Annotated in this window: 20 protein-coding genes; 10 read left to right on the top strand and 10 right to left on the bottom strand. The window is 67.8% G+C overall.

Going from position 1 to position 21,707, the window contains the following annotated elements:
* Window positions 1-48: 48 nt before the first annotated feature.
* From ACSFA0_RS20850 to ACSFA0_RS20840, 3 genes are all read right to left on the bottom strand, one after another.
* Window positions 49-810 (bottom strand): CpsD/CapB family tyrosine-protein kinase, encoded by a 762-nt coding sequence (locus tag ACSFA0_RS20850; protein ID WP_435452200.1) that lies wholly within the window; start codon window positions 808-810, stop codon window positions 49-51.
* Window positions 807-2,204, bottom strand: coding sequence for a GumC family protein (locus ACSFA0_RS20845; RefSeq protein WP_435452199.1), 1,398 nt, complete (start codon window positions 2,202-2,204; stop codon window positions 807-809). The genes ACSFA0_RS20850 and ACSFA0_RS20845 overlap by 4 nt, the downstream gene beginning before the upstream one ends.
* A gap of 66 nt (window positions 2,205-2,270) precedes the next feature.
* Window positions 2,271-3,428 (bottom strand): glycosyltransferase family 2 protein, encoded by a 1,158-nt coding sequence (locus ACSFA0_RS20840; protein ID WP_435452198.1) that lies wholly within the window; start codon window positions 3,426-3,428, stop codon window positions 2,271-2,273.
* A 1,045-nt stretch (window positions 3,429-4,473) separates the two neighbouring features.
* Here ACSFA0_RS20840 and ACSFA0_RS20835 point away from each other — a divergent pair.
* The gene (locus ACSFA0_RS20835) at window positions 4,474-4,686 is read left to right on the top strand and encodes a hypothetical protein (RefSeq protein WP_435452197.1); all 213 of its coding nucleotides are present in this window, start codon (window positions 4,474-4,476) and stop codon (window positions 4,684-4,686) included.
* 67 nt (window positions 4,687-4,753) lie between these two features.
* On the opposite strand, the gene ACSFA0_RS20830 is transcribed toward ACSFA0_RS20835, so the two are convergent.
* Both ACSFA0_RS20830 and ACSFA0_RS20825 read right to left on the bottom strand, forming a co-directional pair.
* A complete protein-coding gene (locus ACSFA0_RS20830; RefSeq protein ID WP_435452196.1) occupies window positions 4,754-6,763 on the bottom strand; it encodes a hypothetical protein in 2,010 nt (669 codons plus the stop codon).
* A gap of 31 nt (window positions 6,764-6,794) precedes the next feature.
* Window positions 6,795-7,058, bottom strand: a complete 264-nt coding sequence (locus ACSFA0_RS20825) for a hypothetical protein (RefSeq protein WP_435452195.1) — start codon at window positions 7,056-7,058, stop codon at window positions 6,795-6,797.
* A 242-nt stretch (window positions 7,059-7,300) separates the two neighbouring features.
* Here ACSFA0_RS20825 and ACSFA0_RS20820 point away from each other — a divergent pair, with 242 nt between their 5' ends.
* From ACSFA0_RS20820 to ACSFA0_RS20810, 3 genes are all read left to right on the top strand, one after another.
* Entirely contained in the window at window positions 7,301-7,426 is a 126-nt protein-coding gene (locus tag ACSFA0_RS20820; RefSeq protein ID WP_435452194.1) for a YHYH domain-containing protein, read from the top strand.
* A gap of 9 nt (window positions 7,427-7,435) precedes the next feature.
* Window positions 7,436-7,642, top strand: coding sequence for a hypothetical protein (locus ACSFA0_RS20815; RefSeq protein WP_435452193.1), 207 nt, complete (start codon window positions 7,436-7,438; stop codon window positions 7,640-7,642).
* Window positions 7,643-7,913: 271 nt separating this feature from the next.
* Window positions 7,914-8,336 carry a hypothetical protein gene (locus ACSFA0_RS20810; RefSeq protein ID WP_435452192.1) on the top strand — a complete coding sequence of 141 codons (423 nt, stop codon included), beginning with the start codon at window positions 7,914-7,916 and terminating at the stop codon, window positions 8,334-8,336.
* Between the two features lie 70 nt (window positions 8,337-8,406).
* Here ACSFA0_RS20810 and ACSFA0_RS20805 read toward each other — a convergent pair whose 3' ends face one another.
* Window positions 8,407-9,306, bottom strand: a complete 900-nt coding sequence (locus tag ACSFA0_RS20805) for a LysR family transcriptional regulator (protein ID WP_435452191.1) — start codon at window positions 9,304-9,306, stop codon at window positions 8,407-8,409.
* A 102-nt stretch (window positions 9,307-9,408) separates the two neighbouring features.
* On the opposite strand from ACSFA0_RS20805, the gene ACSFA0_RS20800 reads away from it, so the two are divergent.
* The 5 genes from ACSFA0_RS20800 to ACSFA0_RS20780 all read left to right on the top strand — a co-directional run bounded on the left by ACSFA0_RS20800 (window position 9,409) and on the right by ACSFA0_RS20780 (window position 13,228).
* Window positions 9,409-10,281 carry an aldo/keto reductase family oxidoreductase gene (locus ACSFA0_RS20800; RefSeq protein WP_435452190.1) on the top strand — a complete coding sequence of 291 codons (873 nt, stop codon included), beginning with the start codon at window positions 9,409-9,411 and terminating at the stop codon, window positions 10,279-10,281.
* 108 nt (window positions 10,282-10,389) lie between these two features.
* Window positions 10,390-11,025, top strand: a complete 636-nt coding sequence (locus ACSFA0_RS20795; RefSeq protein WP_435452189.1) for a TetR/AcrR family transcriptional regulator C-terminal domain-containing protein — start codon at window positions 10,390-10,392, stop codon at window positions 11,023-11,025.
* A 71-nt stretch (window positions 11,026-11,096) separates the two neighbouring features.
* Complete coding sequence (locus ACSFA0_RS20790) at window positions 11,097-11,219, top strand: hypothetical protein (protein ID WP_435452188.1); 123 nt, start codon at window positions 11,097-11,099, stop codon at window positions 11,217-11,219.
* Window positions 11,220-11,372: 153 nt separating this feature from the next.
* Window positions 11,373-11,543: a hypothetical protein gene (locus ACSFA0_RS20785; RefSeq protein ID WP_435452187.1), complete on the top strand. Its 171-nt coding sequence runs from the start codon at window positions 11,373-11,375 to the stop codon at window positions 11,541-11,543.
* Between the two features lie 545 nt (window positions 11,544-12,088).
* The gene (locus ACSFA0_RS20780) at window positions 12,089-13,228 is read left to right on the top strand and encodes a DSD1 family PLP-dependent enzyme (protein ID WP_435452186.1); all 1,140 of its coding nucleotides are present in this window, start codon (window positions 12,089-12,091) and stop codon (window positions 13,226-13,228) included.
* A gap of 21 nt (window positions 13,229-13,249) precedes the next feature.
* Here the strand turns inward: ACSFA0_RS20780 and lhpI are convergent, their stop codons facing one another.
* The 3 genes from lhpI to ACSFA0_RS20765 all read right to left on the bottom strand — a co-directional run bounded on the left by lhpI (window position 13,250) and on the right by ACSFA0_RS20765 (window position 19,393).
* The gene (gene lhpI, locus ACSFA0_RS20775) at window positions 13,250-14,203 is read right to left on the bottom strand and encodes a bifunctional Delta(1)-pyrroline-2-carboxylate/Delta(1)-piperideine-2-carboxylate reductase (protein ID WP_435452185.1); all 954 of its coding nucleotides are present in this window, start codon (window positions 14,201-14,203) and stop codon (window positions 13,250-13,252) included.
* 155 nt (window positions 14,204-14,358) lie between these two features.
* Window positions 14,359-17,826 carry a molybdopterin-dependent oxidoreductase gene (locus ACSFA0_RS20770; protein ID WP_435452184.1) on the bottom strand — a complete coding sequence of 1,156 codons (3,468 nt, stop codon included), beginning with the start codon at window positions 17,824-17,826 and terminating at the stop codon, window positions 14,359-14,361.
* A 79-nt stretch (window positions 17,827-17,905) separates the two neighbouring features.
* Window positions 17,906-19,393: a short-chain fatty acid transporter gene (locus ACSFA0_RS20765; RefSeq protein ID WP_435452183.1), complete on the bottom strand. Its 1,488-nt coding sequence runs from the start codon at window positions 19,391-19,393 to the stop codon at window positions 17,906-17,908.
* Window positions 19,394-19,529: 136 nt separating this feature from the next.
* Here ACSFA0_RS20765 and ACSFA0_RS20760 point away from each other — a divergent pair, with 136 nt between their 5' ends.
* Window positions 19,530-20,483, top strand: a complete 954-nt coding sequence (locus ACSFA0_RS20760; protein WP_435452182.1) for a LysR family transcriptional regulator — start codon at window positions 19,530-19,532, stop codon at window positions 20,481-20,483.
* Window positions 20,484-20,495: 12 nt separating this feature from the next.
* Here ACSFA0_RS20760 and ACSFA0_RS20755 read toward each other — a convergent pair whose 3' ends face one another.
* Complete coding sequence (locus tag ACSFA0_RS20755; RefSeq protein WP_435452181.1) at window positions 20,496-21,692, bottom strand: YncE family protein; 1,197 nt, start codon at window positions 21,690-21,692, stop codon at window positions 20,496-20,498.
* Between the last annotated feature and the right edge of the window lie 15 nt (window positions 21,693-21,707).

The raw sequence follows: 21,707 nt of genomic DNA, 5'->3' as shown, positions 1-21,707 counted from the left end.
CGCGGGGGCGAGTCGGCGTCGACCGCGTCCGGCTCGATCGAACGCGCGTCAATGGATCGGTACCGCGAAGGTCGTGGTCCCGGCCTGCGCCAACGCATCGATGAGGCTCCGGAGTTCGGCCTTGGAGCCCTGCCCGATCCGCGATACCAGGAGCGCCATCCCCGTCTCGGCGGCGATCAGCTGGGCATCCGCTCCTGCCGACCAGGCCGGCGTATCCACCACGATGACATCCGCCCGCAGTGCCAGGCGCGAGACGACGGTCTTGAATCTCGTCGGCGACAGCATCTCCTGCCGGTCGGCGGCGGCCCCTGCCGGGATCAGCACGAGATCGTGGTCCATCAGGACCGGCATGCCTTCGTCGATGGCGATGCGTCCCGTGAGGGCCCGGGCAAGGCCGCCCTCGTTGCCCACGTTGAACAACGAATGCAGCCTTCCGTGCCGCATGTCGCCGTCGATGAGCACCGTGCGCGCGCCGACCTGCGCATAGGCGATGGCCAGGTTCGCGGCGAGCACGGTACGGCCCTCCCCTCGTTCCGCACCGACGACGGCGACCATCAGCGGCCCGGGCCGGTCCTTGTGCGCCAGGAACAGGCTGGTCCTGATCCGGTAGATCGCCGCGGCCATGGGGTGCCCCGGCTGCGTCGCGCACACGAGCTCCTGCGACAGGTCGCCGATTGGCCGGGGCTTCGCCGGGTGAAGGGGCGCGGGCGACTGGACCCGGCCGGTGGCCACGAGCAGCTCGTCGGTCGGCGCAGGCAGGTCGACGCCCGGCGGGCGGAACTGCGTGTCGGTTCGCAGTGGCTGGTTCATGTGGATTGCAGGCTCAGCGCCCGCGAGTTCGGCGGCGGTGCGCCGAAGCGGACGCGGGGCACGACCTGGAGGACCTGGACACCCATGGCCTCGAGATCGACGGGCCGGTAGATCCGGGGACGAAGCCGGTCGAGGCCGATCGACAGCAGGATTCCGACGAGCAGCCCGACCAGCGTGGCGAGCGGCAGCAGCACCGACGCACCGGGGCCGGCGCGATCTTCCGGCGGAAAGGCCTCGGTCAGCAGCTGCAGGTCCGCGCGCTGGCTGCCGGCCTCGAGGCCGGTCTCGGCGCTGCGCTGCAAGGCAGCCTCGTAGAGCTTGCGCTTCTGGAGGACGTCCTTGTCGAGCGACGACATCTCCACGCGCAGCGCGTTGAGCTCGATGACTTTCTGGCGCTGCTGCTCGCTGTCGCCGCGCAGGGCGGCCGCGCGGGACCTGGCGGCGGCGCTGTTGCTGTTGAGCGATGCGGCGACGTTGCGCGATTCGCGGGCCAGCGCCGAGCGCGCTTCCACCACCTGTTCGTTGGCCGTCTGCATGTCCGGGTGATTGACGCCCAGTCGCGCGGAAAGCTCGCGCACCCGAGCCTCCTTGCGCGCGAGATCGGCCGAAAGCGACTGCACCAGCGTGTTGTTGACCAGTTCGGTTGAAACGCTCGACCCGGCGCCTTGCCGCGCGCGCGACGAACTTTCGTAACTCAGATCTTGGTTGACGATCGCCTGCGAGCTCAAGGCCGCGAGGCGCGAGGTCTCGACGTCCATCCGGTCGTCGACGCTGGTGATCCCGTTCTGCCGCTGGAACGAGGCCAGCCGCTGCTCGGCTTCCTCGGTATCGCGCTTAAAAGCCAGTGCTTGGCCGCGGAAGTACTCGGCGTCCCGGCGGGCAGACGAGGTCCGCATGTCCTGGGCGTAGCGCATCATAGCCGCCGCGTAGGTGTTCGCGATCGCGGCTGCTTCGCGGTTGTCGCGGTGGGTCACGGTGATGTCGAGCACGTTGCTGGCCTGCCCGCCCGCGCGGACGTCGACCTCCTTCATCAGTCGGCGAGCGGCCCATGCGTCGAAGCCTGCCTCGTTGGGCTCGTGCGAGCGCAGCCAGAGCGCCTTGAGCCGGTCGGTCGATGCCGCAGGCAGTTGCTGGAGGACCTGACGCGCGATGCCTTCGCTGCGCGCGATGTTGGCGTAGGTGCCTAGGACGGCGGATTGCGCCATCGGCTCCTGCGTGGCGACGCCCGACACAGGGTTGATGCCTCGTGGGTCGACGATGACGGACGCCACCGCGCGGTAGTTGCCGGGCGCGACGAAGCGATAGGCCAGCGCCACGCCAAGCACGACGAGGACTGAAAGCACGAGCAGCCAGCGCCGGGCCTTCAGGATATAGAAAAGTTGACCGAATTCCATCGTGTGCTTGTCAAAAACGCGCGCGGCCCGTGGTCTGAGGTTCGCGAAGCAAAGGGCTCGACCGGTTCATTTGCGCAGCGACGCAGCCGGCGCCCAGGTCTGGAACCGTTCGCCTTGGAGCGACCGCCAGACGCCGATTCCGGTCCCGGCGAATGCGCTGAGGATGTCGTAGATCTGCGGAAACGGCCGAACGGGCCAGCGTGAACCGAACGCCCACACGACCACCGGACCAAGCGCGAGCAGCGCCGCGAGCAGCCACCAGCCGCCGATCGCGGCGCCCAACATGGCGAATATCAAGGCCGCCGCTAGCGAGAAGATCGAAAGCCAGCGCAGTAGTTTGTGCGAGACGTACTTGTAGACAGTGAGGGCATCCAGCCTTGCGATCCGGGGCCAGAGCAATCGATGCACGTTGAAGGCTTGGCATGCGATGCGAATCTTCCGCCGGAACTCCTCGGAAGAGACCGCCACGGTTTCCTCGAAGGCCTTCACGTCGAGCGCCTGCACCACGCGCGCGCCCTGGCACATCACCATCAGCGACAGGTAGAAGTCGTCGATGATGTGGTCGGGCGGCGGCCGATGAAGGCTTCGCCGCATGGCGAACAGGGACCCATCGGCACCGATCACGCCCCCGGTCGCAGACTCGAGTCGCTTGATGGCCTCCTCGATGCGCCAATAGAGCGAGCCCGACCGGGCCGTGACCGACGCATCCGCGTTCACGTACGTCAGGTTGCCGCAAACGCATCCCACGTCGGGATCGCCGAAATGCGCCTCGGCACGTTCGATGACGTCAGGCGCGAGCATCACATTGGCATCGGTGAAGATCAGGATGTCAGCTTGCGATTGGCGGACCAGCAAGTTCATGCCGTGCGTCTTGCCGTTCCGATTCTGCGATACGTGCAGGCTGATCTGCCCTGCGTACTGCTCGCAGATCGCCGCTGTCCGGTCGCTGGCGGCATCAACGTAGACCAGGATCTCGAGCGCGGGATGACGCTCGCGCAACGACAGGAGGTTCCGGATCTTGGCCTCGATGACGCGTTCCTCGTTGTAAGCACACGTGAAGACGGCGAAGGTCAGAGGCCGCGTCGAGGCAACGTCGACTACTCCCGCGCCGGGCCAGCCGACGCCGCGCCCAGCAAGCCATCGAAGCGACAGCGGAAAGGTCGTAAAAGGATGAAGCGCAAGCCACAGGAACGCGGCGGCTAGGCCAAGCATCAGTGCTGCCATTGCGGTACCAACGGGACCTCGGCCGTTTGCACTGTCAGTCTGCAATCGTGAGTCATCATGAAAATGGATGCGGAATCGATCATCGAGATTGAAGCGATGCGGTTTATCTTACCCAGCGCGACTCTAAATGTAAACTTTAGTTTCTTTTGCTTCACATGCCCACGCCGGCGGCTTAACCCGCGTCGTAGCTTACGCCGCCCCAGAGGACGACACTATCAAGCAGATTCCGTGCTCAACGTGTACATGTTGAGTTACATGCAACCCTGACCCGAAGAGGAAGTTGTTGAACTGTCGCAACGTTCGGGGCCGCGTCTGCCGTGGACTTATCGAGCATCGTAAACACTGTCGCTGAGGCTTCGGCTATGAGCGACGCCCGGCGAAGAGCGTGCAGCCCGGCAGCTTCGCCGTGCGTCGCTCGATGATCTTGCTCTGCTCATGCTTGCTCGATAGCGCCAGACAACGTGCGATCAAAGGGCGCTCCCGGCGACCTCACTCAGCCACCGTGCGGGGGAACAATCTGCTAGCCGGTGCAGCGAGAATCACTGCATGAGCGCGCGCTCCATGTTCGACCACGCAATGATGCCGCCCGCCGACTGGCCGGGTGCACTTCTGATTGGGCCGACGACGCCGTAATCTCGCATGCACGTTTTGCTGAGCCGACCACGTCGGCTCGTATGGCCTCACCAGGTGCTAATCATGCAACAGCTGGGGACACTGTACGTTTTGTCGGTACTTTTGTCGGTACTTTTAAATCGCTCGAGAAAGAATCCTAGCACTTACGAGTTCTGCAGCCAGATATTCGATTCCTGTCGAGGCACCATGAAAAAGTCCGGAAGCATCCTGCGATGTCCGGACTTTTGCATTTCTCCTTCTGAATAGCCGAGTGGCGAATTCGGCATAGGTTGGGCGAGCGCACAAGGCGGGGGTGCTCAGCGTTGAACACGCGGTACGACCGTTCAAACGCTCATGTGAACTACTGCGCAGGCGCCGCACAAATGAATACTTTGGTTAACCAAATGTCATCGGCGTAGCTAAACTTGATGACATGAGTTCGCCATCACCGCACGAGAAAGACTGGGATACCAACTTCGGCTGGTGGATCGACAAGCCTCAGAGAGAAGCCCGGCCCGCAACACGCTTTCGCACGCACGATGCGAACCCGCCAAGGCGCGACCGCGTTTGGGCCGAAGCGGCCCTGGTCGTCGGCCTGGTGCTCGCCCTGGTGCTGTCACTGATCTCCCTCGCAACGCGCTCCTAGGCGGACGGAGCGGCGACCGAGATCGGCCTCAACCGATGGGGCTGGATCACTCGACCCACCGCGTCGCTCAATTGATATTCGCCCCCGCCGCATGAAACGGCTTCCCCGGCAGTTCGTAGCCGCCGCCGTACTCGAAGGGCTCATCGTTCAACAGCTTGCACCCCTGCGGTGCCGGGCAGATGGTCCAGCCGCCCTTCGTACCGTAGGTCCACGCGATGATCGGTCCGTAGAGGTAGTTGCGCACGGTCTTGCCGCCATAGTCGGCCAGGGTCAGCACGTAGCTTTCGGTGCCGTGCGTGGCGCCGTCGTCGGTGGCGATGGGGTCGACGATGCGGCTGTCGGCCAGGGTCTTCACGATTCTTGCGCTGCCGTAGGCTGCGTCGAAACTCAGGAGCCGCACCTTGCGCTCGCCGCGTGAAGTCACCCAGTAGGAGCGGTCGTGCTTCAGGCCGAGCGGCCCGAACAACGCGGTGGTGTTGTTCCAGCCGCGCTCCTTCACATAGGTGATGTCGGTGGGGTTCTTGCCGACCTCGATCGCGAACTTCTCGACGATGTCGATGGGCTTGCCGACGGCCTTGCCGGCCTGGTCGAGGTAGCCGGTGCCGAGGTCGAACACGCGCAGCTTGCCTTCCTGCGTCGCGATGAAGGCGCGGTACGGCGCCGTGAGGCCCAGCTTGATGGCGGTGGGCCGCGTCGGCAGGTCAATCACTTTCACCACGGTCGGGACCTGCGCCGGTGCGACGCCGAAGGCGAAGGGCCACTGGTTCGGCGCGTCGCCGCGGTTGGCGATCATGGCGGCCCAGGCGGCCGGGTCCTGGCCCAGGTACTGGTCGCGGTAGTACTGGAACAGCGGGCGCAGGTCGATGAAGGCAGCGCGCTTCTCGTTCTTGCCGATCACCACCGCCATGCCGGTGCGCGCGACCGCGCGGCTGCGCTCGTCGCGGTCGTACCACCTGACGCGACTGTCGGCGTTGTCGATGCCGTTCGCCCAGAAGTCGCGCACGATCTCGTAGTCGTGGTGGCTCTTGCCCGTGCTCACGCTGATCTCGGTCGGTGCCTTCAGGGTGTCGGGCAGGTCGACGTAGCCGATCACCTTGGCGGCGATGTAGTTGCCCAGGCCGGGAAAGCCGTGGTACACGCGCCGGGCACTGCCCCAGTTGCGCTCCCAGGCGCCTTCCTTGGCGGGGTCGCACCACTGGCAGCCATCGGCCAGCGCCACCACCGCGACCTGGCCGCGCACCGCGGCCGTGTCCCAGACGGTGACGAGCGCGAATTCGCCGCTGTTGGTGACCGCGATGGCGGTCGGCACCTTGCCGTCGGCCAGCTTCACCTTCATGCGGTTGTGCGCCGTGTTGGAACCGACTCCCATCAGCCAGCCATTGGCGAAGACCGCGATCGAGTTGGTGCACCAGCCACTGCGGCCGTAGCACTTGCCCACCGCCACCGGCTTCTGGTCCATGGGCACGGTCTGGGCCGCGAACTCGATGTTCGCGTCGTTGGCACCGCCGTCCTTCGCGGGCCCGTTGTAGGTGGTCCACGAATGTTCGGGCTTCACGGCGACCACGTCGTGCGCGACGCCGAGCTGCTGCAGGCTCGCGACGCCGAAGTACGTCTTCCGGAAGAACGACGGCGCGGGCGACGTGTCGGGCACGTAGCCGACGTTGACGATCGACGAGCTGAAGTCGCCTGGCGCCTTCGACGGGGCACGGCCGATCTGCCAGGTGCCGCACCAACCGCCGGGCGCCACGCAGCTGCGGTTGCTCCAGCCGAGGCGGACCGAGATCGGGTCGTAGCTCTTGTCCGGCCGCTTGCCGTAGGTCACCGTCGCTGCCGGGGTGCCCAGCTCCGCGGCACTCGGCCCGTAGCGATAGGCGATGCCGGCATCGGTACCCATCGTCGCAGCCGTGGCGCGGTATCGGGCCGCATCGACACGGCCGTTCAGCAGCACGTCGCCGGGCATCGGGGCATCCACGGGACCGGTGCGCGCTGGAGACGCGGCCGCGGCCGACGTCGGGGCAAAGGCCGTGCCGACAGTGAGGCAGACCGCGAAGGAGGCGAGCGCTTTGATCATGGGCATGGCGCCGCAATTCTGCCCGGCGCCAATGCCCCTATCGCTTGTCGTCCTCCCCTTCGGCAACCTGTGACGCGTCGGTGCCCTGCCCGTCGCCGGACTCGCCGGCGCCCGGGTAGCCGCTGGCCTTGTGCTGCTCGCGGCCCATGCGGCTTCCCTCCGTGGGGTCGTCCTGCCCGATGGCGCGGTTCTGCTCGATGTTGCGACCGGAGGCGGCGCCGCGGTCGCCCGCGCGGGCCTCGTTCATGTCCTTGGTCGTGGTGGGTGCGGGCAGTGTGGTCTTGTTGGGGGTCGATGCCATGGTGTGTCCTTTGTCATCCCGTTGATAGGTTGACCTTGCACCGACCACAGGCGAGCGTCGAGCCGGAAGACACGGCGCTCGAACGTAGGCAGGGCGGCACTTTGGGCGCGCTCCGCAGCCCATCCTTTCAGACGAAAGCGCCAATATCAGGCACAAGTTGGCATCAACACGCGCATCCCCTTAGGAAACGTTTCAGTGACAGTCCCAGACTACCCGCACCCAATCCGGGTGAGGAGACTTCCATGAAGAAAACGATCCTGGCGCTTGCAGCCCTGGCCTTCAGCATCGGCGCCTTCGCGCATTCCGGCGGCACGGACAAGAACGGCTGTCATCACGATCGCAAGAACGGCACCTATCACTGCCATTGATGACACATCATGAATGCATCACTTGTCGCCTTGCTGCTCAGCGTATCCGGCACCGTCGGCGCTGCACCTGTTGAGACCTCGCTGCTCCCGCAACTCACCAGCTTGGCCGGTATCACCGCACCTTCCATCGAGGCCGCGAATCGCAAGGGAAGTCATCGCGTCGGCGGTTCCGGTCGAAGTGGCAAGGGTGGCCGTTACGCGGGCGGACGAAGCTGAGAAAAGTCCGAAAGCATCCTCCGATGTCCGGAATTTTGCATTTCTCCCTCTGGAGAGCCGCCATATTTCGTCTCTGACCCGACACGGGGAGGCTGTCGTGGGCTGACTCGTCTTTGCTTGATGGGAGCATCGCGCAAATGATCTTCGGCGCCCTCATCGAAAGGGATACGCTTCGCCAATAATGACCGCCTCGCCACCTGACTACTGCCTGTTCACTACGCAAGACGTTTGGTGGACTATTTGCATGCCGCGCCCAGACTGGGCCAGTTGGATGCAAGCTCTCGGAGCCATCGCTGCAATTTGCGCAGCGATCTACATCGCTCGTCGTGATCACCGAATCGCTGAACTGCGCATGATCGAGCACGAGAAGCGTATCCGCCAACTTGCCCTGCTCGCTTTGGAGAACATCGAGTTTGTTTGCGATGGGCCGCTTCCGTGGGCGGACGTAGCTGGTTCCAATTCGACTGCGGCCGGCATGATCGCACTGTTACTTCGCGACCTAGGCTCCCCACTAGCAAACGCACCGATCTGGACCATGCGAGACACTTCTCTCGCGAACGATACAGAAGCCGTCCGCTCGCAGCTAGTGAGAATTTCTTCTGCCGTTGAGACTGCCCCAAAGGGCGTCAAACCGCTGATGAAGTCCCTGGCTCAAAGTTGCAGAGACATCAAGCAGAAGTATCCGGCACCATGAAATGCTCACTTAACCCTCGGATGCCATTTCACGAATCCAACTCCATCGAAACTCCAATGCCTGTCGGCCCTCAGTGCCGCATCTCGCGCACGAAATCGACAAACGCCCGCAGCGGCGCCGGCAGGTTCTGTCGCCCTGAGAAATAAAGAAACGGCCCGGAGAAGCTGGGCCACCACGGTTCGAGCAGGGGTTCCAGTTCGCCGCGGTCGATGAACGGGCGCAGCCAATCCTCGAAGAGATAGACGATCCCGCTGCCGGCCAACGCGGCGTCAACGGCAAGGTCGGCGGTTGCGCCCAGGCCGACGATCAGCGGGCCCTTGGTGTCGACCTTGACCGATTCACCATCGCGCTCGAACTCCCACGCTGGCATGGCACCGCTCGAAAATCGTCCGCGCAGACAGTCGTGGCCGAGCAGCTCGCGCGGGTGCGCGAGGCGGCCGCGGCGATCGAGGTACGCGGGCGATGCGGCTGCGGCGAAGCGCTGCATGCGCGGGCCGATGGGCACGGCCACCATGTCCTGCTCGAGCCGTTCTTCGTAGCGAATGCCAGCGTCGGCGCCCTCGGCCAAGACGTCGACGAAGCGGTCTTCCGCGATCACCTCGAGGCAGATGTCCGGGTACTTCGCGAGGAAGGGCGGCACGATGCGCGGCAACACGAGCCGCGAGGCGCTCACCGGCACGTTGAGCCGCAGGCGGCCCGTAGGCCGGTCGCGAAAGCCGTTGACCACATCCAGCGCCGCGTGCACCTCGCCGAGCGCCGGCGCGAGCCGCTCCAGCAGGCGCGCCCCGGCATCCGTCGGCGCCACGCTGCGGGTGGTGCGGTGCAGCAGCCGAACACCCAGCCGGGTTTCGAGCCGGCGGACCGCATCGCTCAGGCGCGATGCACTGGTGCCGGCCACGCGCGCGGCATTGCGGAAGCCACCCTCGCGGGCGACGGCCAGGAAGGCGGTGAGGTCTGCCAAATCGTCCATGGACTGTCCTGATTTCTGCACAGCCTGTGCAGATTGCAATGGATTGTCGCGCAGCCCCTGCGCTCCTAGATTCGTGGCACACCACCTCTCGAAAGACACACCATGACCCGCACCGCATCCGCCGGCACCTACCGCCTGGGCACCCGCACCGTGAATCGCCTGGGCTACGGCGCCATGCAACTCGCCGGCCCCGGCGTGTTCGGCCCGCCGAAGGACACCGCCGCCGCGCTCGCCGTGCTGCGCGAAGCCGTCGCCCTCGGCGTCGACCACCTCGACACCAGCGACTTCTATGGACCGCACATCACCAACCAACTGATTCGCGAGGCATTGCATCCCTACCGCGACGACCCGGTCATCGTCACCAAGGTCGGCGCCACACGCGGCGACGACGCATCGTGGAAGCCCGCCTTCTCCGCGGCGGACCTGGAACGCGCGGTGCACGACAACCTGCGCAACCTCGGCCTTGACGTGCTCGAGGTCGTGAACCTGCGCGCGATGTTCGATGTGCACGGCCCGGCCGAAGGATCGATCGAAGCACCGCTGACCGCCCTGGCCGAACTGCAGCGCCGCGGCCTGATCCGGCACATCGGCCTGAGCAATGTCACGCCGACGCAGATCGAACAGGGCCGCAGCATCACGCCGATCGTCTGCGTGCAGAACCAGTACAACCTCGTGCATCGCGGCGACGACGCGCTGATCGCCCAATTGGCCGGCAGCGGCACGGCCTACGTGCCCTTCTTCCCGCTGGGTGGCTTCACGCCGCTGCAGTCGGGCGCGCTGAACGACGTGGCTGCGCGGCTGGGGGCGACGCCGATGCAGGTGGCGCTCGCCTGGCTGCTTCAACGGTCGCCGAACATCCTTCTCATTCCTGGTACGTCATCGGTCGTGCATCTCCGCGAGAACCTGGCGAGTGCGGCGCTCCAACTCAGCGATGAAGACCGGGCGGCCTTGAATGGCCTGTCAGAGCGTCGCTGAAGCGAACGCGGCTCGAAACCACCGAGCGGTGGGATTGACTTGACAGACTCGGCCCGCAATACTGAACACCATGGTATTGAATTGAAGAGCCGATGAAGAGACCACCCCATGCGAGTTAGAACGGAAGCCAAGCGAGATGCCATCCTGGAAGCCGCCTCGCAGGTCTTTCTCGAGTCCGGTTTCGAAGGTGCGTCGATGGCCGAAATCGCGGCCCGCGTGGGCGGCTCGAAGGCGACGCTGTACGGCTATTTCCCGTCGAAGGAGGAGCTGTTCGTCGAGGTCATCCACGACGCGGCCAAACGCCACGTCGAACGTATCTTCACGGCGCTGGAAAGCGACGGCGACGACCTGCCGCTGGCCCTGCAGCGTTTCGGCGAATGCACGCTGGCCGTGCTCTGCCAGGAATCGGCCATTCAGGCACGCCGCGCGATCATCGCGGAATCGGGCCGCAGCGACATCGGACGGCGCTTCTACGAAGGCGGACCGAAGAAGGGCACGATCGAGCTCGGCCGCTTCCTCGCGCTGCAGATGGACAAGGGCAAGCTGCGGCAAAGCGACCCGATCGTCGCGGCGCACCACCTGATGGCGCTGCTGGATTCGGAGACGATCACGCCGCGGCTCTTCGGCATCGAGAAGAAGCTGTCGAAGGCTCACATCCGCGAGGCCGTGGCGCGGGCGCTCGACACCTTCCTCGCCGGCTACCGGGCATCGGGCGCGCCACCTGGCGCCGCGCAACCGCGGTGAGGCGCCAACGTTCAGCGCGAATCGTCGTCGGCTGACACGGCAGGCCTCGGGCCGACCCGCAACATCGACGCATGACCCACTTCCTCGCCACCGTCCTCGCCGCCTTCGCAGCGGCGGCCATCTTCACGCTGTCGATTCCCACCGAGGCCGCCACGGTCGAGTGGGAACTGCCGTTCAGCACCAACGGCCGCTGACGAGACCGTCGAGCACCACGCCCACCGGAGCGCAGACGCTGCGCACCGGCAAAACTGTGGCGTGGGCGCACGACGATGCCAACTTTGCGTCTTCGCCTATTGCGAAGCAGCCGATGCCATGCAAGCGTGTCGGCATATTTTTTCGGAGTGACGATGGGCGTGCAACTGTATCTATCGGCCGGCTTGGCCGGCTTGGTCTGGCTGGTCTGGCTGGCCATCAATTACCAGGGGCGTGAATCGACCCGACTCGCACGCGAAGTCGACGAGCGACTGCGCAAGTCCGCTGAATTGCTCAGCACGATGCCGTCGACGCTTCGACGCTGAAATGGCCGTCGCGCCGGCCACCGTCCACGGCGTCATCAACGCCATCCGACGACCCCCTCGAGGTACTCGCTCGGCACCACCGGCGTTACCGGGCCGGCTCTGTTGACGCGCTCGAGCAAGCCGGTCAGGTCGCGCCTCGGCGCCGTCTGGCGGTAGCGCGGCGAAGGCCTTGTGCACTGGGCAGTACCGGGTTTGGAGTCCGTCGTTGAAGTGCGCTGCAAGCCAGGCATCTGCCTGGCGGGTCGACTGTAGGCAGGGGACCACGCCATCGGCCTGCCTTCTCCCGCAGGTCACACCAAGGACGAGCGCCTAGGCTGGAGCCTCACTCATTCAAGGCTCGGAGGCCATCATGAAAAGCATCATTCTCTGGCTGTGCGGCGTTCCTCTCGTCGCCATCATCGCCCTGAAGATCTTCGGCATCCTCTGAGCCGATCCGGTTGGGAAGATCCCTCCTCGCGGCGCCGCAAGGCGTCGTTCTACAGCGCCCTTCGGGGCGCTTTTTTTTTGGCCGCGACCCGTGCAGTGGAAGGCTCTAAAGTTCGGTGATGCCTTTCGACGCGCTCCATACCCTCGACACCCCCGCCGCCCTCATCGCGCTGCCGCGCATGCAACGCAACATCGCGCGCATGCAGCAGCAGGCCGACGCGCTGGGTGTGCGCTTCCGCCCGCATGTGAAGACCACCAAGTGCGCACCGGTGGCGGCCGCGCAGATCGCCGCCGGCGCGCGCGGCATCACCATCTCGACGCTGAAGGAAGCCGACCAGTTCTTCGCCGACGGCGTGACCGACATCCTCTATGCGGTCGGCATGGCCGCGCATCGTCTCGATCACGCCATGGCACTGCGCCGTCGCGGCTGCGACCTGAAGATCATCACCGACAGCCTCGACGGCGCGCGGGCCATCGCCGACTTCGGCCGTCGCCACGGCGAGGCCTTCGAGGTGCTGATCGAGATCGACACCGACGGCCACCGCTCGGGCATACGGCCCGAGGAAGACGCGCTCCTCGGCATCGGCCGCGTGCTGCACGACGGCGGCATGCGCCTGGGCGGCGTGCTGACCCATGCCGGGTCGAGCTACGAACTGAACACGCCCGCCGCGCTCGCCGCATTGGCCGAGCAGGAACGCGCCGGGTGCGTGCAGGCCGCCGAGCGCCTGCGCGCGGCCGGGCTGCCCTGCCCGGTGGTCAGCGTCGGCTCCACACCCACCGCGCTGGAGGCCACGCGCCTGGACGGCGTGACCGAATTGCGCGCCGGCGTGTACGTGTTCTTCGACCTGGTGATGCGCAACGTCGGCGTGTGCCGCACCGACGACATCGCGCTGAGCGTGCTCACCACCGTGATCGGCCACCAGGCCGAGAAGGGCTGGGCCATCGTCGACGCCGGCTGGATGGCGATGAGCCGCGACCGCGGCACAGCGCGCATGGGGCAGGACTTCGGCTACGGCCAGGTCTGCACGGTCGACGGCGCGGTACTACCGGGCTACCTGCTGTCGGGCGCGAACCAGGAACACGGCATCGTGTCGCGCGACGGTACGCCGGAGCCCGACGTCGCCACGCGCTTCCCGATCGGCACGCGCCTGCGCATCCTGCCGAACCACGCCTGCGCCACCGGCGCGCAGTTCCCCGAATACCACGCACTCGCCGAGGACGGCACGGTGCAGACCTGGGGCCGGTTTCACGGCTGGTGACGGTGCCGCACGACGCGGCGACTACGTCGTCGTCACCTCAACCTGTTCAAACACGAGCACGGCCGCGGCCAGGTCTTCCAGCGCCGTGCCCACCGACTTGAAGACGGTGCGGCCGTCGCCGTCGCGGCGACCCGGCACGCGCCCGCTGCACAGGTCGGCCAGCGTGCCGGCCACGTCGCCGGCCGCGAACACGCCACGCGACAGCGGGCCGAGCAGCTCGCCGCTCTTCTGCAGGGCCTCGGCGGTGTCGACCACCAGGCGCGCGCCGCCGCCGAAGCAGGCGTCGTCGGCCTCGCGCATCGCCGGCGTGAAGCTGCCGATCAGGTCGAGGTGGCTGTCGGCGCGCAGCCAGGCGCCGTGCACCACCGGTTCGGTGGCAAGCGTGGCGCAGCTGACGATGTCGGCCTCGGACGCGGCGGCGCGGAGGTCGCCCGCCGCCTCGGCCTCGATGCCGTCGGCGCGCAGCCGCTCGGCCAGCGCCTGCGCGCTGGCGGGGTGCCGGTCCCACACGGTCACGCGCTCGATCGGCCGCACGGCGAGGTAGGCCGCGGGCAGCAGGCTGCCGACGCGGCCGGCCCCCACCACCAGCAGGTGCCGCGCATCGGCGCGCGACAGGAAGGACGCGGCCAAGGCCGAGGCCGCCGCGGTGCGGCGCGAGGTGATCTCGTTGCCGTCGAGCTGCGCCAGCGGCACGCCGGTCTGCGCGTCGAACAGCAGGTAGGTCGAGTGCAGGCCCGGCAGCCCGCGCTGCGAGTTGCCCGGGAAGATGCCCACCGTCTTGATGCCCAGGTACGCGCCGGGCTGCCACGCCGGCATGATGAGCAGCGTGCCGGCCGCGTCGCCGGCCGCATCGGCCAGTGTGTGCGTGTGCCGCAGCGGCACCTCGCAGTCCGCCACGAACATGGCGCGCAGCGCGGGGATGAGGCGGTCGAATGGCAGGGCGTCGCGGGTGGTGGCGGCGTCGATGGTCTTCATGGTGTGCGTGTGTCTTTCGTCGTCGATGTGCTTAGAACATGTGAAGGAACCGTCGCGAGCGCCCCGAGGTTGCATCGAGGACCGGAGCCGCACTAGCGTGCGGTGAGGACCGCAGATGCGAGATCGGGGCGCGCAGCAGGTTCATTCGCATGTTCTCAGGCGTCGAGCACGATGTCTTCCAGGGGAACTGCCTGGCAGGTGAGGCAGGTGGCGGGGTCGTCGGGCTCGCAGCCGTGCAGGTGCCGCACGCGGCCGGCCAGCAGCCGCACCGCGCAGCTTTCGCACTGTCCGACGCGGCAGCCGCTGGGCATCACATGGCCCAGGGACTCGCCAAAGGTCAGGAGCGTACCGCTCGACGGCGACCAGCTCACCGGTGCGCCGCCCGAGCGCGCGAAGCGCACGGCGAAGCGCTGGTCGCCGTCGAGCGCGGGCGCCGCCGGCGAACGGAACACCTCGCTGAAGATGTCGAAGCGCGGCACGCCGCGGGCCACCAGCCCGGTGGTCAACGCCTCCATCATGGGCGCCGGCCCGCACAGGTAGAAGCGGGCGCGGCGCGCGATGAGCGCGTCGCTCACCACCGCGGCGTCGATGAGCGCCTGCGACGCGAAGTCGATGCCCGCGCGCTCGTGCGGCAGTGGCGCGCTGTAGTGGTCGACCACCCGCAGGCACGGCAGGCGGGCCGCATGCGCGGCGATGCGCTGGCGGAAGGCATGCGTCGCACTGTTCTGGTTGGCGCCGTAGAGCCAGATCTCCGGCGCCTGCGCGCCGTCGGGCAGCGACTCGAGCAGGCTGAGAAAGGGCGTGATGCCGATGCCGCCGGCCAGCAGCACCAAGGGCTGCGGCGACACGCGCGGTAGCACGAAGCCGCCCGAGGGCGCGCGCAGCGCCACGACATCGCCCACCCGCAGCGCGCGGTGCAGATGGCCCGACACCTGGCCCTCGTACGACGCGCCATCGGGCGCGCGGCCGCGCTGGTGGCGCACCGCGATGCGGTAGTGCGTGCGGTCGGGTTCGACCGCCGCGCCGGTGAGCGAGTAAGCCCGCGTCACCGCCGGTGCGCCCGGCTGCGGCTGCATCTGCAGCTCGATGTGCTGGCCCGGCCGGTAGTCCGGCAGCAGGCCGCCGTCGACCGCTTCGAAGGCGATGCCCAGCACGCCCTCGGCCTCGGCCTGCAGCGCGCTCACGCGGAACGGGCGCCAGCCGGCCCAGCGGCGCTGGCGCGCCTCGGTGGCCGGATCGCGTTCGATGTCGCACAGGAAGGACCGGTGCGGCACCGAGCCGCTGACCGGGTCGCTGGCATCGGCGGACACCAGCGCGTTGAAGTTGCTGCCCAGCACGCCGTCGACCGGCAGCCCTTCGCGGTCGAGTTCCGGGCAGGCCTGCCACCAGCCGAACTCGGCCACCACCACGTCGTCGGCCAGCGACGGTGTGAGCCGCGCGACGAAACGCGCTGCGCCGGTACGGGTGCGGATGCGCACCCAGTCGCCCTCGGCGATCTGCCGCGCTGCCGCCAACGCCGGGCTCAGTTCGACCACCGGGTCGGGCGCGCGCTTGCGCAGCGACACCAGGCTGCGGTGCTGGCTGTGGCAGTAGAGGCCGTTCTTGGCCGAGCTCAGCACCAGCGGGTAGCGGCCATCGCGCGTGCTCGCCGCGTCGCGCGGCGAATCCGCGGGTTCGACGAAGCGCGCGATCGGCGGCTGGCCGTGACGCAGCAGCCGCTCGGAGTACAGCTCGACGCGGCGGGTCTCGGTGTCGAAGCCGCGCGGCCGGCCCTGCGCATCGGGCAGCGCGTACTTGCGCTCGCGGGCATCGATGGTGCCGTCGACACCGGCCGGCTGCGCGCGCAGCTGGGCGACGCTGAGCCCGGCCGGCGCCAGCAGGTGGTTCCAGCCGGCCTCCAGGCTGCCGTCGAAGAAGTCGCCGCCCAGCCCCAAGCGCACCGCGAGGTCGAACACGATGTCGTTGTCGCTGCGCGATTCGCCGCGCGCCGACACCATCTGCTGGCGCAACTGCACGCGGGCCGCCGCCGCGTCGTCGATCTCGAAGCCGACGCGCAGGCCCTCGCGCTCCCAGGGCGTGTTGATGGGCAGCAGGATGTCGGCGTAGCGGGCGGCCGGCGTTTCGAAGAGGTCGCAGTGCACGTGGAATTCGAGCGCGCGCAGCGCGTCGTGCGCCATCGCGGTGTCGGCCTGCGACACCGGCAGGTTGGTGCCGAAGGCCACCATCGCGCGCACCTTGTAGGGCGTGCCTTCGAGGATGGCGCGGTAGGTGTCGCGCGCCGTCACCCAGCCGTGCGCGGGTGGGCCGAGCGGGCGTTCGGCCAAGCCGAGCGCCTTGGCGCGCTGCGCCTCGGGCAGCAGCGACAGCGGGTTGACGCTGCGCGTCGCCGGCGGGGTGCGCACCCGGTTGCCGCCCACGGTGTCGAAGCTGCCCGTCAGCGCATAGAGCGTGGCGACGGCGCGCTCGGACTGCGTGGCGTTGGTGTGCTGGCCGATGCCGGTCCATGCGTGGTAGGCCACGCGCCGGCCTTCGCCGAAGAGCGTAGCCGCGGCACGCAGCGGCGCCTCGGCCACGCCGGTGATGCGCGCCACCTCGGCCGGGCTGTAGGGGGCGCAGGCCTGCGCCAGCAATTCGAAGGCGGGGGCACATGGCAGCGACTGCGCACCGTGCGGTCCTTCAGCCCACGTCACGACCACTTCGCCGCGCAGGCGGAAGGACGCGGCACCCCGCGCATCGACCGGTGCGTCGGCACCGAAAGGGATCGGGCCACCGCGCGCGTCGTCCCACACCATGAAGCGGTCGGTGGCGGTGCCGGGCCACAGGTCGCGCTCGCGCAGGAAGAGGCCGTTGTCGCTGCGCACCAGCAGCGGCGCATTGGTCCATTCGCGCACGAAGGCGTGGTCGAAGCGGTTGTCGGCGATGAGCAGATGGATAAGGCCGAGCGCCAGCGCCGCGTCGGTGCCCGGCCGCACTTGCAGCCACACATCGGCCTGTCGTGCCAGCGCGGTCGGCCGCGGGTCGACCACCACCATCTTGCCGCCCCGCGCCCGGCCACGGCCGATGGCATGGGCCTGCGCCAGCCAGGTGTTGGCCGGGTTGTGGCCCCACAGCACGATGAGTTCGGCATTCGCGTAATCGGCCGGCGGCATGCCGCAGCCGAAGGTGAAGGCGTGCGCGAAGTCCTTGTGCCAGTTGCAGACCTCGGTGGCGTAGCAGATGTTGGGGCTGCCGAAGAGGCGAACGAAGCGCTCGATCCAGTCGATGCTGTCGCTCAGCGGCGTGCCGCTGGGCGTGGTCACGGCGAAGACCACCGACTCGGCACCGCTCTCGGCCTTGACGGCGGCCAGTCGCTGCGCGGTCTCGGCCAGCGCTTCGTCCCAACCGATGCGCACCCAGCCGGGGTCGGCATCGCCCTTGGGGCGGGTGCGGCGCATCGGGTATTGCAGGCGGTGCGGGCTCTCGACCAGTTCCGGGGCGGCGCGGCCCTTCATGCACATCGCCTGGCCGGTCGGGTGCGACGGGTCGGGCCGCACGGCGATCAGCCGGTCGTCGCGCACCTCGTTGAGCGTGCCGCAGCGCGAGCGGCACAGCGTGCAGTAACCCTGTTTTTGTTCGGTGACCATCGCGGTTGTCTCTCGTGTCACATGTGCGAGGCGCCGCCTCCGGCCGGTGCGTCCGACCGGCCGGTGCGGCCATCCGCCGTCAGGGGATCACCGGCGCGACATAGGTCAGCGTCTTGCCGAAGAGCCACAGCATGAACAGCACCAGCGGCGTGTGCACGATGAGCTGCAGGAAGGTGAAGCCCACGATGTCACGCGCCTTGAGCGACAGCACACCCAGCAGCGGCAGCATCCAGAAAGGGTTGATCAGGTTGGGCAGCGCCTCGGCCGCGTTGTAGACCTGCACGGCCCAGCCCAGGTGCACCTTCAGGTCGTTGGCGGCCTGCATGACATAGGGCGCTTCGATGATCCACTTGCCGCCGCCCGAGGGAATGAAGAAGCCGAGCAGCGCGGAGTACGCACCCATCACCACCGCGAATGTGTCGGTGGTGGAGATGGCGACGAAGCCATGCGCGATGCGGTCGGACAGCGTGATGCCGCCGGTGCCCTTGGCCGCGGTCAGCATCGCGGCGATGGCGCCGTACAGCGGGAACTGGATGATCACGCCCGAGGTCGCCGGCACCGCCTTGGTCACCGCATCGAGAAAGCTGCGCGGGCGCCAGTGCAGCAGCAAACCGATCATCAGGAACAGCAGGTTGTAGGTGTTGAGGCCCGAGATGGCGATCCACGGGCTCTTCGTCATGAACTCCTGCGCGAGCCAGCCGAAGCCCAGCGCGCACAGCAGCAGCGTGAGCAAGGGGCTGCGCTCGAACCACTCGCCGGGGCGGCGCGTGGCCGCATCGGCCTTGACGACCGGTGCTTCGGTCAGGTCGACGCCGAGGTCCTGCGCCGTCACCGAGCGCTCGGCACCCGGCGCGGACCACAGCGCCACCGCGATCGACACCACCATCAGCACCCCGGCCATCGCCATCGACTGCCACAGGAAGATGGTGTCGGTGAAGGGGATCACGCCGGTGATGTTCAGGATGCTCTTGGGCAGGCTGCTCGCGTTGGCCTGCAGCTGTGCGGCGGAAGAACTCAGGCCCAGCGCCCAGGTCGCGCCCATGCCCAGATAGGCGGCAGCGCCGGCGGCGCGGTAGTCCATGCGCAGCTCGGTCCGCCGGGCCAGTGCGCGCACATAGAGCGCACTGAAGATCAGGCTGATGCCCCAGTTGAAGAGCGACAGGATCATGCTGATTGTCGCCACGTAGGCGATGGCCTGGCGCGACGAGCCGGGGATGGCGGCGAACTTCTGGATCAGTCGCGCGGCCGGCGGCGACGTCGCCACGACATAGCCACCGATGGCCACCAGCGCCATCTGCATGGTGAAGACGATCAGGCTCCAGAAGCCGTCGCCGAAGGACTTGGCCACCACCTGCGGGCTGGAGCCGTTGACCAGCGCGGCCAAGGCCACCACCACGACGGCGAGCGCAGCGAACACGAAGGCATCGGGGAACCAGCGCTCGGCCCAGGCGGTGAAGCGCAGGCCGAGCCGCGTGAGCATGCCGTCCTCGCTGGGGCCGGGAACGAGACCGTCGCTCGGGGGTCGTGCCGCGACGGCGGCGGCGGATGGGGAAGATGTCGGTGGCATGGGGCTCTCCTGCGGCGAAAAACAAGAAGTGGCAATCGGGAGGCGCCCGGACGCGGCGGTCGGGCGGGGTCATGCTATCGAGCGTCATGCAGAATTCATAATCTCTATTTTTGATAATCTGATATAGAGCGCGCCTATGTCCATCACGCTCAAGCAGCTCCAGCATTTCGTGGCGGCCGCCCACACCGGCCAGGTCTCGCGCGCGGCGCTGCGCTGCTATGTGAGCCAGCCGTCGCTGACCACCTCGCTCAAGAACCTGGAGGCAACGCTGAAGGTGCCGCTCTTCACGCGGCACGCCGACGGCCTGCGGCTGACGGTGCAGGGCGAGGGCTTCCTGCGCCACGCCGAGCACATGCTCAGCACGCTCGACGCCGCGGTGGAAGAGACGCGCAACGCCGCGTCGTCGGTGACGGGCCATGTGCGCATCGCGATCACCGACACCGTCTCGGAATACCTGCTGCCCAAGGTGATCGCCACGATGCGGCGGCAGCTGCCGCTGATCGCCTTCGAGCCGGTCGAGCGCAACCGCATCGAGATCGAGCGCGGCCTGCGCAGCGGCGAGTTCGACCTGGCGGTAGTACTGGTGTCGAACCTCTCGACCGCGGCCGACATCCGGCGCGAGAACCTGCTGAAGTCGCCACGGCGGCTGTGGACCGCGCTGGACCATCCGCTGGTGCACAAGAAGTCGGTGTCGCTGCGCGAGATCGCCACCCTGCCCTACGTGCTGCTCGACATGGACGAGCACGTCGAGACGGTCGACCGCTACTGGAGCGCCCTGAAGCTCCAACCCAAGGTGGTGTTCCGCACCAAGTCGATCGAGGCGGTGCGCAGCCTGGTGGCGCAGAACGTGGGCGTGACGATCCTGTCCGACCTGGTGTTCCGCCCGTGGTCGCACGACGGCGGGCGCATCCGCCGCACGGTCACGTCGACCGCGGTGCCGTCGATGGACCTGGGCCTGGCCTACCGCCGCGGTGCCGTGCTGTCGGAGGCGACCACCGCCTTCGCCGATGCGCTGCGCCTGCTCGCCAAGACGCTCACGCGCGAGTCACAGCCGCGCGCGCTGGAAGAAGCGGGCGGCGAGCCGGCCTGACGGCTGCGGAGTTCAGTGCGTCACGCGCCCGCGCATGGCCGCCGGGTGCCCGGCGAGGCCGAAGGACTTGCCGGTGTCGACGATCGTGTCGCCCTCGACCCGCAGGATGCTCACGTCCTGGTCGATGAAGTTGCCCACGTAGAGGTACTTGCCGTCGGCGCTGAACACCGCGCCTTCAGGCAGGCCGCGCACCACGACCTCGTTGCTGCGCGTGACCTTCTTGCCATCGATCTTGAGCGCCACCACCGAGCCGTTGCGGTTGTGGAAGTACGCGCTCTTCGACGCATTGCTGCCGCGCAGGAGCACGGCCACCGCCAGCTTGCCGGTCGGGCTCACGGCCAGGCCTTCGGGGCCGTCGCCGACCACCACCTTGTCGATCACGCGTGGCGGCGTGGCTTCGAGGTCGATCACGCTCACCGTGTCGACCTGGCCGTCGGATGCGCCCGAATTGCCGTTGTCGGCCGTGAGCGCCAGCTTGCCGTCGGGCGTGACGTCGACGTTGTACGGCCACAGGCCAGCCGCGAGGTCGACCTTGTTGTACGTCACCTTCTCGCCATCGACGTCGAGCAGCGCGATCTTGTGGCTCGGGAACTTGGCCGCCAGCGCGCGGCGTCCGTCGGGCGTGAAGCGCACATGCGCGACCGACTCACCGATGACCACCGTGTCGATCAGCGTCACCTTCTGACCCGCGATGCGCAGCACGCTCACCGAGTTGTCGGCGCGGTTCGCCACCAGCGCCAGCGTGCCGGCCTTGTTGATCGACAGGCCCGAGGGCTGCCGGCCGATCGTCAGCGTGTCGATCAGCTTCGGGGGCGTGGCGGCGAGGTCGATGACGAAGACGCGGTTGTCGGGCACCTGCTTGCGCACGCCGTTCTCTTCCACCACGTTGAGCGAATTCGCGACCAGCGCCAGCCGCTCGTCGGCGGTGATGGCCAGGTTGGTTGGCGGGCCGGCGATGGTGTTGTCCAAGGCGAGCGTGCCGACCACCTTCGGCGCCAGCGGGTCGGTGCCGATGTCGATCACCTGCACGCTGTCGCGGCCGCGCGGCGCGAGCACCACGGCGCCGGCATCGGTCCACGACTGCTTCTCGTCGTTGGCGACCAGCATCAGCTGGCGCGACGCGCCGGGCGCAGGCATGCCGCTGCAGCCGGCGAGGAAGGTGGTGGCGGCGAGGGCCGCCAGGCCGAGGCGAAAGTGGGGGGTGCGCATGGGTGTTGTCTCCTG

Origin of the sequence: Variovorax restrictus (assembly GCF_051216715.1) — a bacterium.
Classification (GTDB): Bacteria; Pseudomonadota; Gammaproteobacteria; order Burkholderiales; family Burkholderiaceae_C; genus Variovorax.
This window is presented reverse-complemented; position numbering and strand designations above follow the sequence as displayed.

Coding starts and splice junctions, on each gene's coding strand:
- ACSFA0_RS20850 (WP_435452200.1), bottom strand. CDS start 810: ATGAACCAGCCACTGCGAACCGACACGCAGTTCCGCCCGCCGGGCGTC.
- ACSFA0_RS20845 (WP_435452199.1), bottom strand. CDS start 2,204: ATGGAATTCGGTCAACTTTTCTATATCCTGAAGGCCCGGCGCTGGCTG.
- ACSFA0_RS20840 (WP_435452198.1), bottom strand. CDS start 3,428: ATGGCAGCACTGATGCTTGGCCTAGCCGCCGCGTTCCTGTGGCTTGCG.
- ACSFA0_RS20835 (WP_435452197.1), top strand. CDS start 4,474: ATGAGTTCGCCATCACCGCACGAGAAAGACTGGGATACCAACTTCGGC.
- ACSFA0_RS20830 (WP_435452196.1), bottom strand. CDS start 6,763: ATGCCCATGATCAAAGCGCTCGCCTCCTTCGCGGTCTGCCTCACTGTC.
- ACSFA0_RS20825 (WP_435452195.1), bottom strand. CDS start 7,058: ATGGCATCGACCCCCAACAAGACCACACTGCCCGCACCCACCACGACC.
- ACSFA0_RS20820 (WP_435452194.1), top strand. CDS start 7,301: ATGAAGAAAACGATCCTGGCGCTTGCAGCCCTGGCCTTCAGCATCGGC.
- ACSFA0_RS20815 (WP_435452193.1), top strand. CDS start 7,436: ATGAATGCATCACTTGTCGCCTTGCTGCTCAGCGTATCCGGCACCGTC.
- ACSFA0_RS20810 (WP_435452192.1), top strand. CDS start 7,914: ATGCAAGCTCTCGGAGCCATCGCTGCAATTTGCGCAGCGATCTACATC.
- ACSFA0_RS20805 (WP_435452191.1), bottom strand. CDS start 9,306: ATGGACGATTTGGCAGACCTCACCGCCTTCCTGGCCGTCGCCCGCGAG.
- ACSFA0_RS20800 (WP_435452190.1), top strand. CDS start 9,409: ATGACCCGCACCGCATCCGCCGGCACCTACCGCCTGGGCACCCGCACC.
- ACSFA0_RS20795 (WP_435452189.1), top strand. CDS start 10,390: ATGCGAGTTAGAACGGAAGCCAAGCGAGATGCCATCCTGGAAGCCGCC.
- ACSFA0_RS20790 (WP_435452188.1), top strand. CDS start 11,097: ATGACCCACTTCCTCGCCACCGTCCTCGCCGCCTTCGCAGCGGCGGCC.
- ACSFA0_RS20785 (WP_435452187.1), top strand. CDS start 11,373: ATGGGCGTGCAACTGTATCTATCGGCCGGCTTGGCCGGCTTGGTCTGG.
- ACSFA0_RS20780 (WP_435452186.1), top strand. CDS start 12,089: ATGCCTTTCGACGCGCTCCATACCCTCGACACCCCCGCCGCCCTCATC.
- lhpI (WP_435452185.1), bottom strand. CDS start 14,203: ATGAAGACCATCGACGCCGCCACCACCCGCGACGCCCTGCCATTCGAC.
- ACSFA0_RS20770 (WP_435452184.1), bottom strand. CDS start 17,826: ATGGTCACCGAACAAAAACAGGGTTACTGCACGCTGTGCCGCTCGCGC.
- ACSFA0_RS20765 (WP_435452183.1), bottom strand. CDS start 19,393: ATGCCACCGACATCTTCCCCATCCGCCGCCGCCGTCGCGGCACGACCC.
- ACSFA0_RS20760 (WP_435452182.1), top strand. CDS start 19,530: ATGTCCATCACGCTCAAGCAGCTCCAGCATTTCGTGGCGGCCGCCCAC.
- ACSFA0_RS20755 (WP_435452181.1), bottom strand. CDS start 21,692: ATGCGCACCCCCCACTTTCGCCTCGGCCTGGCGGCCCTCGCCGCCACC.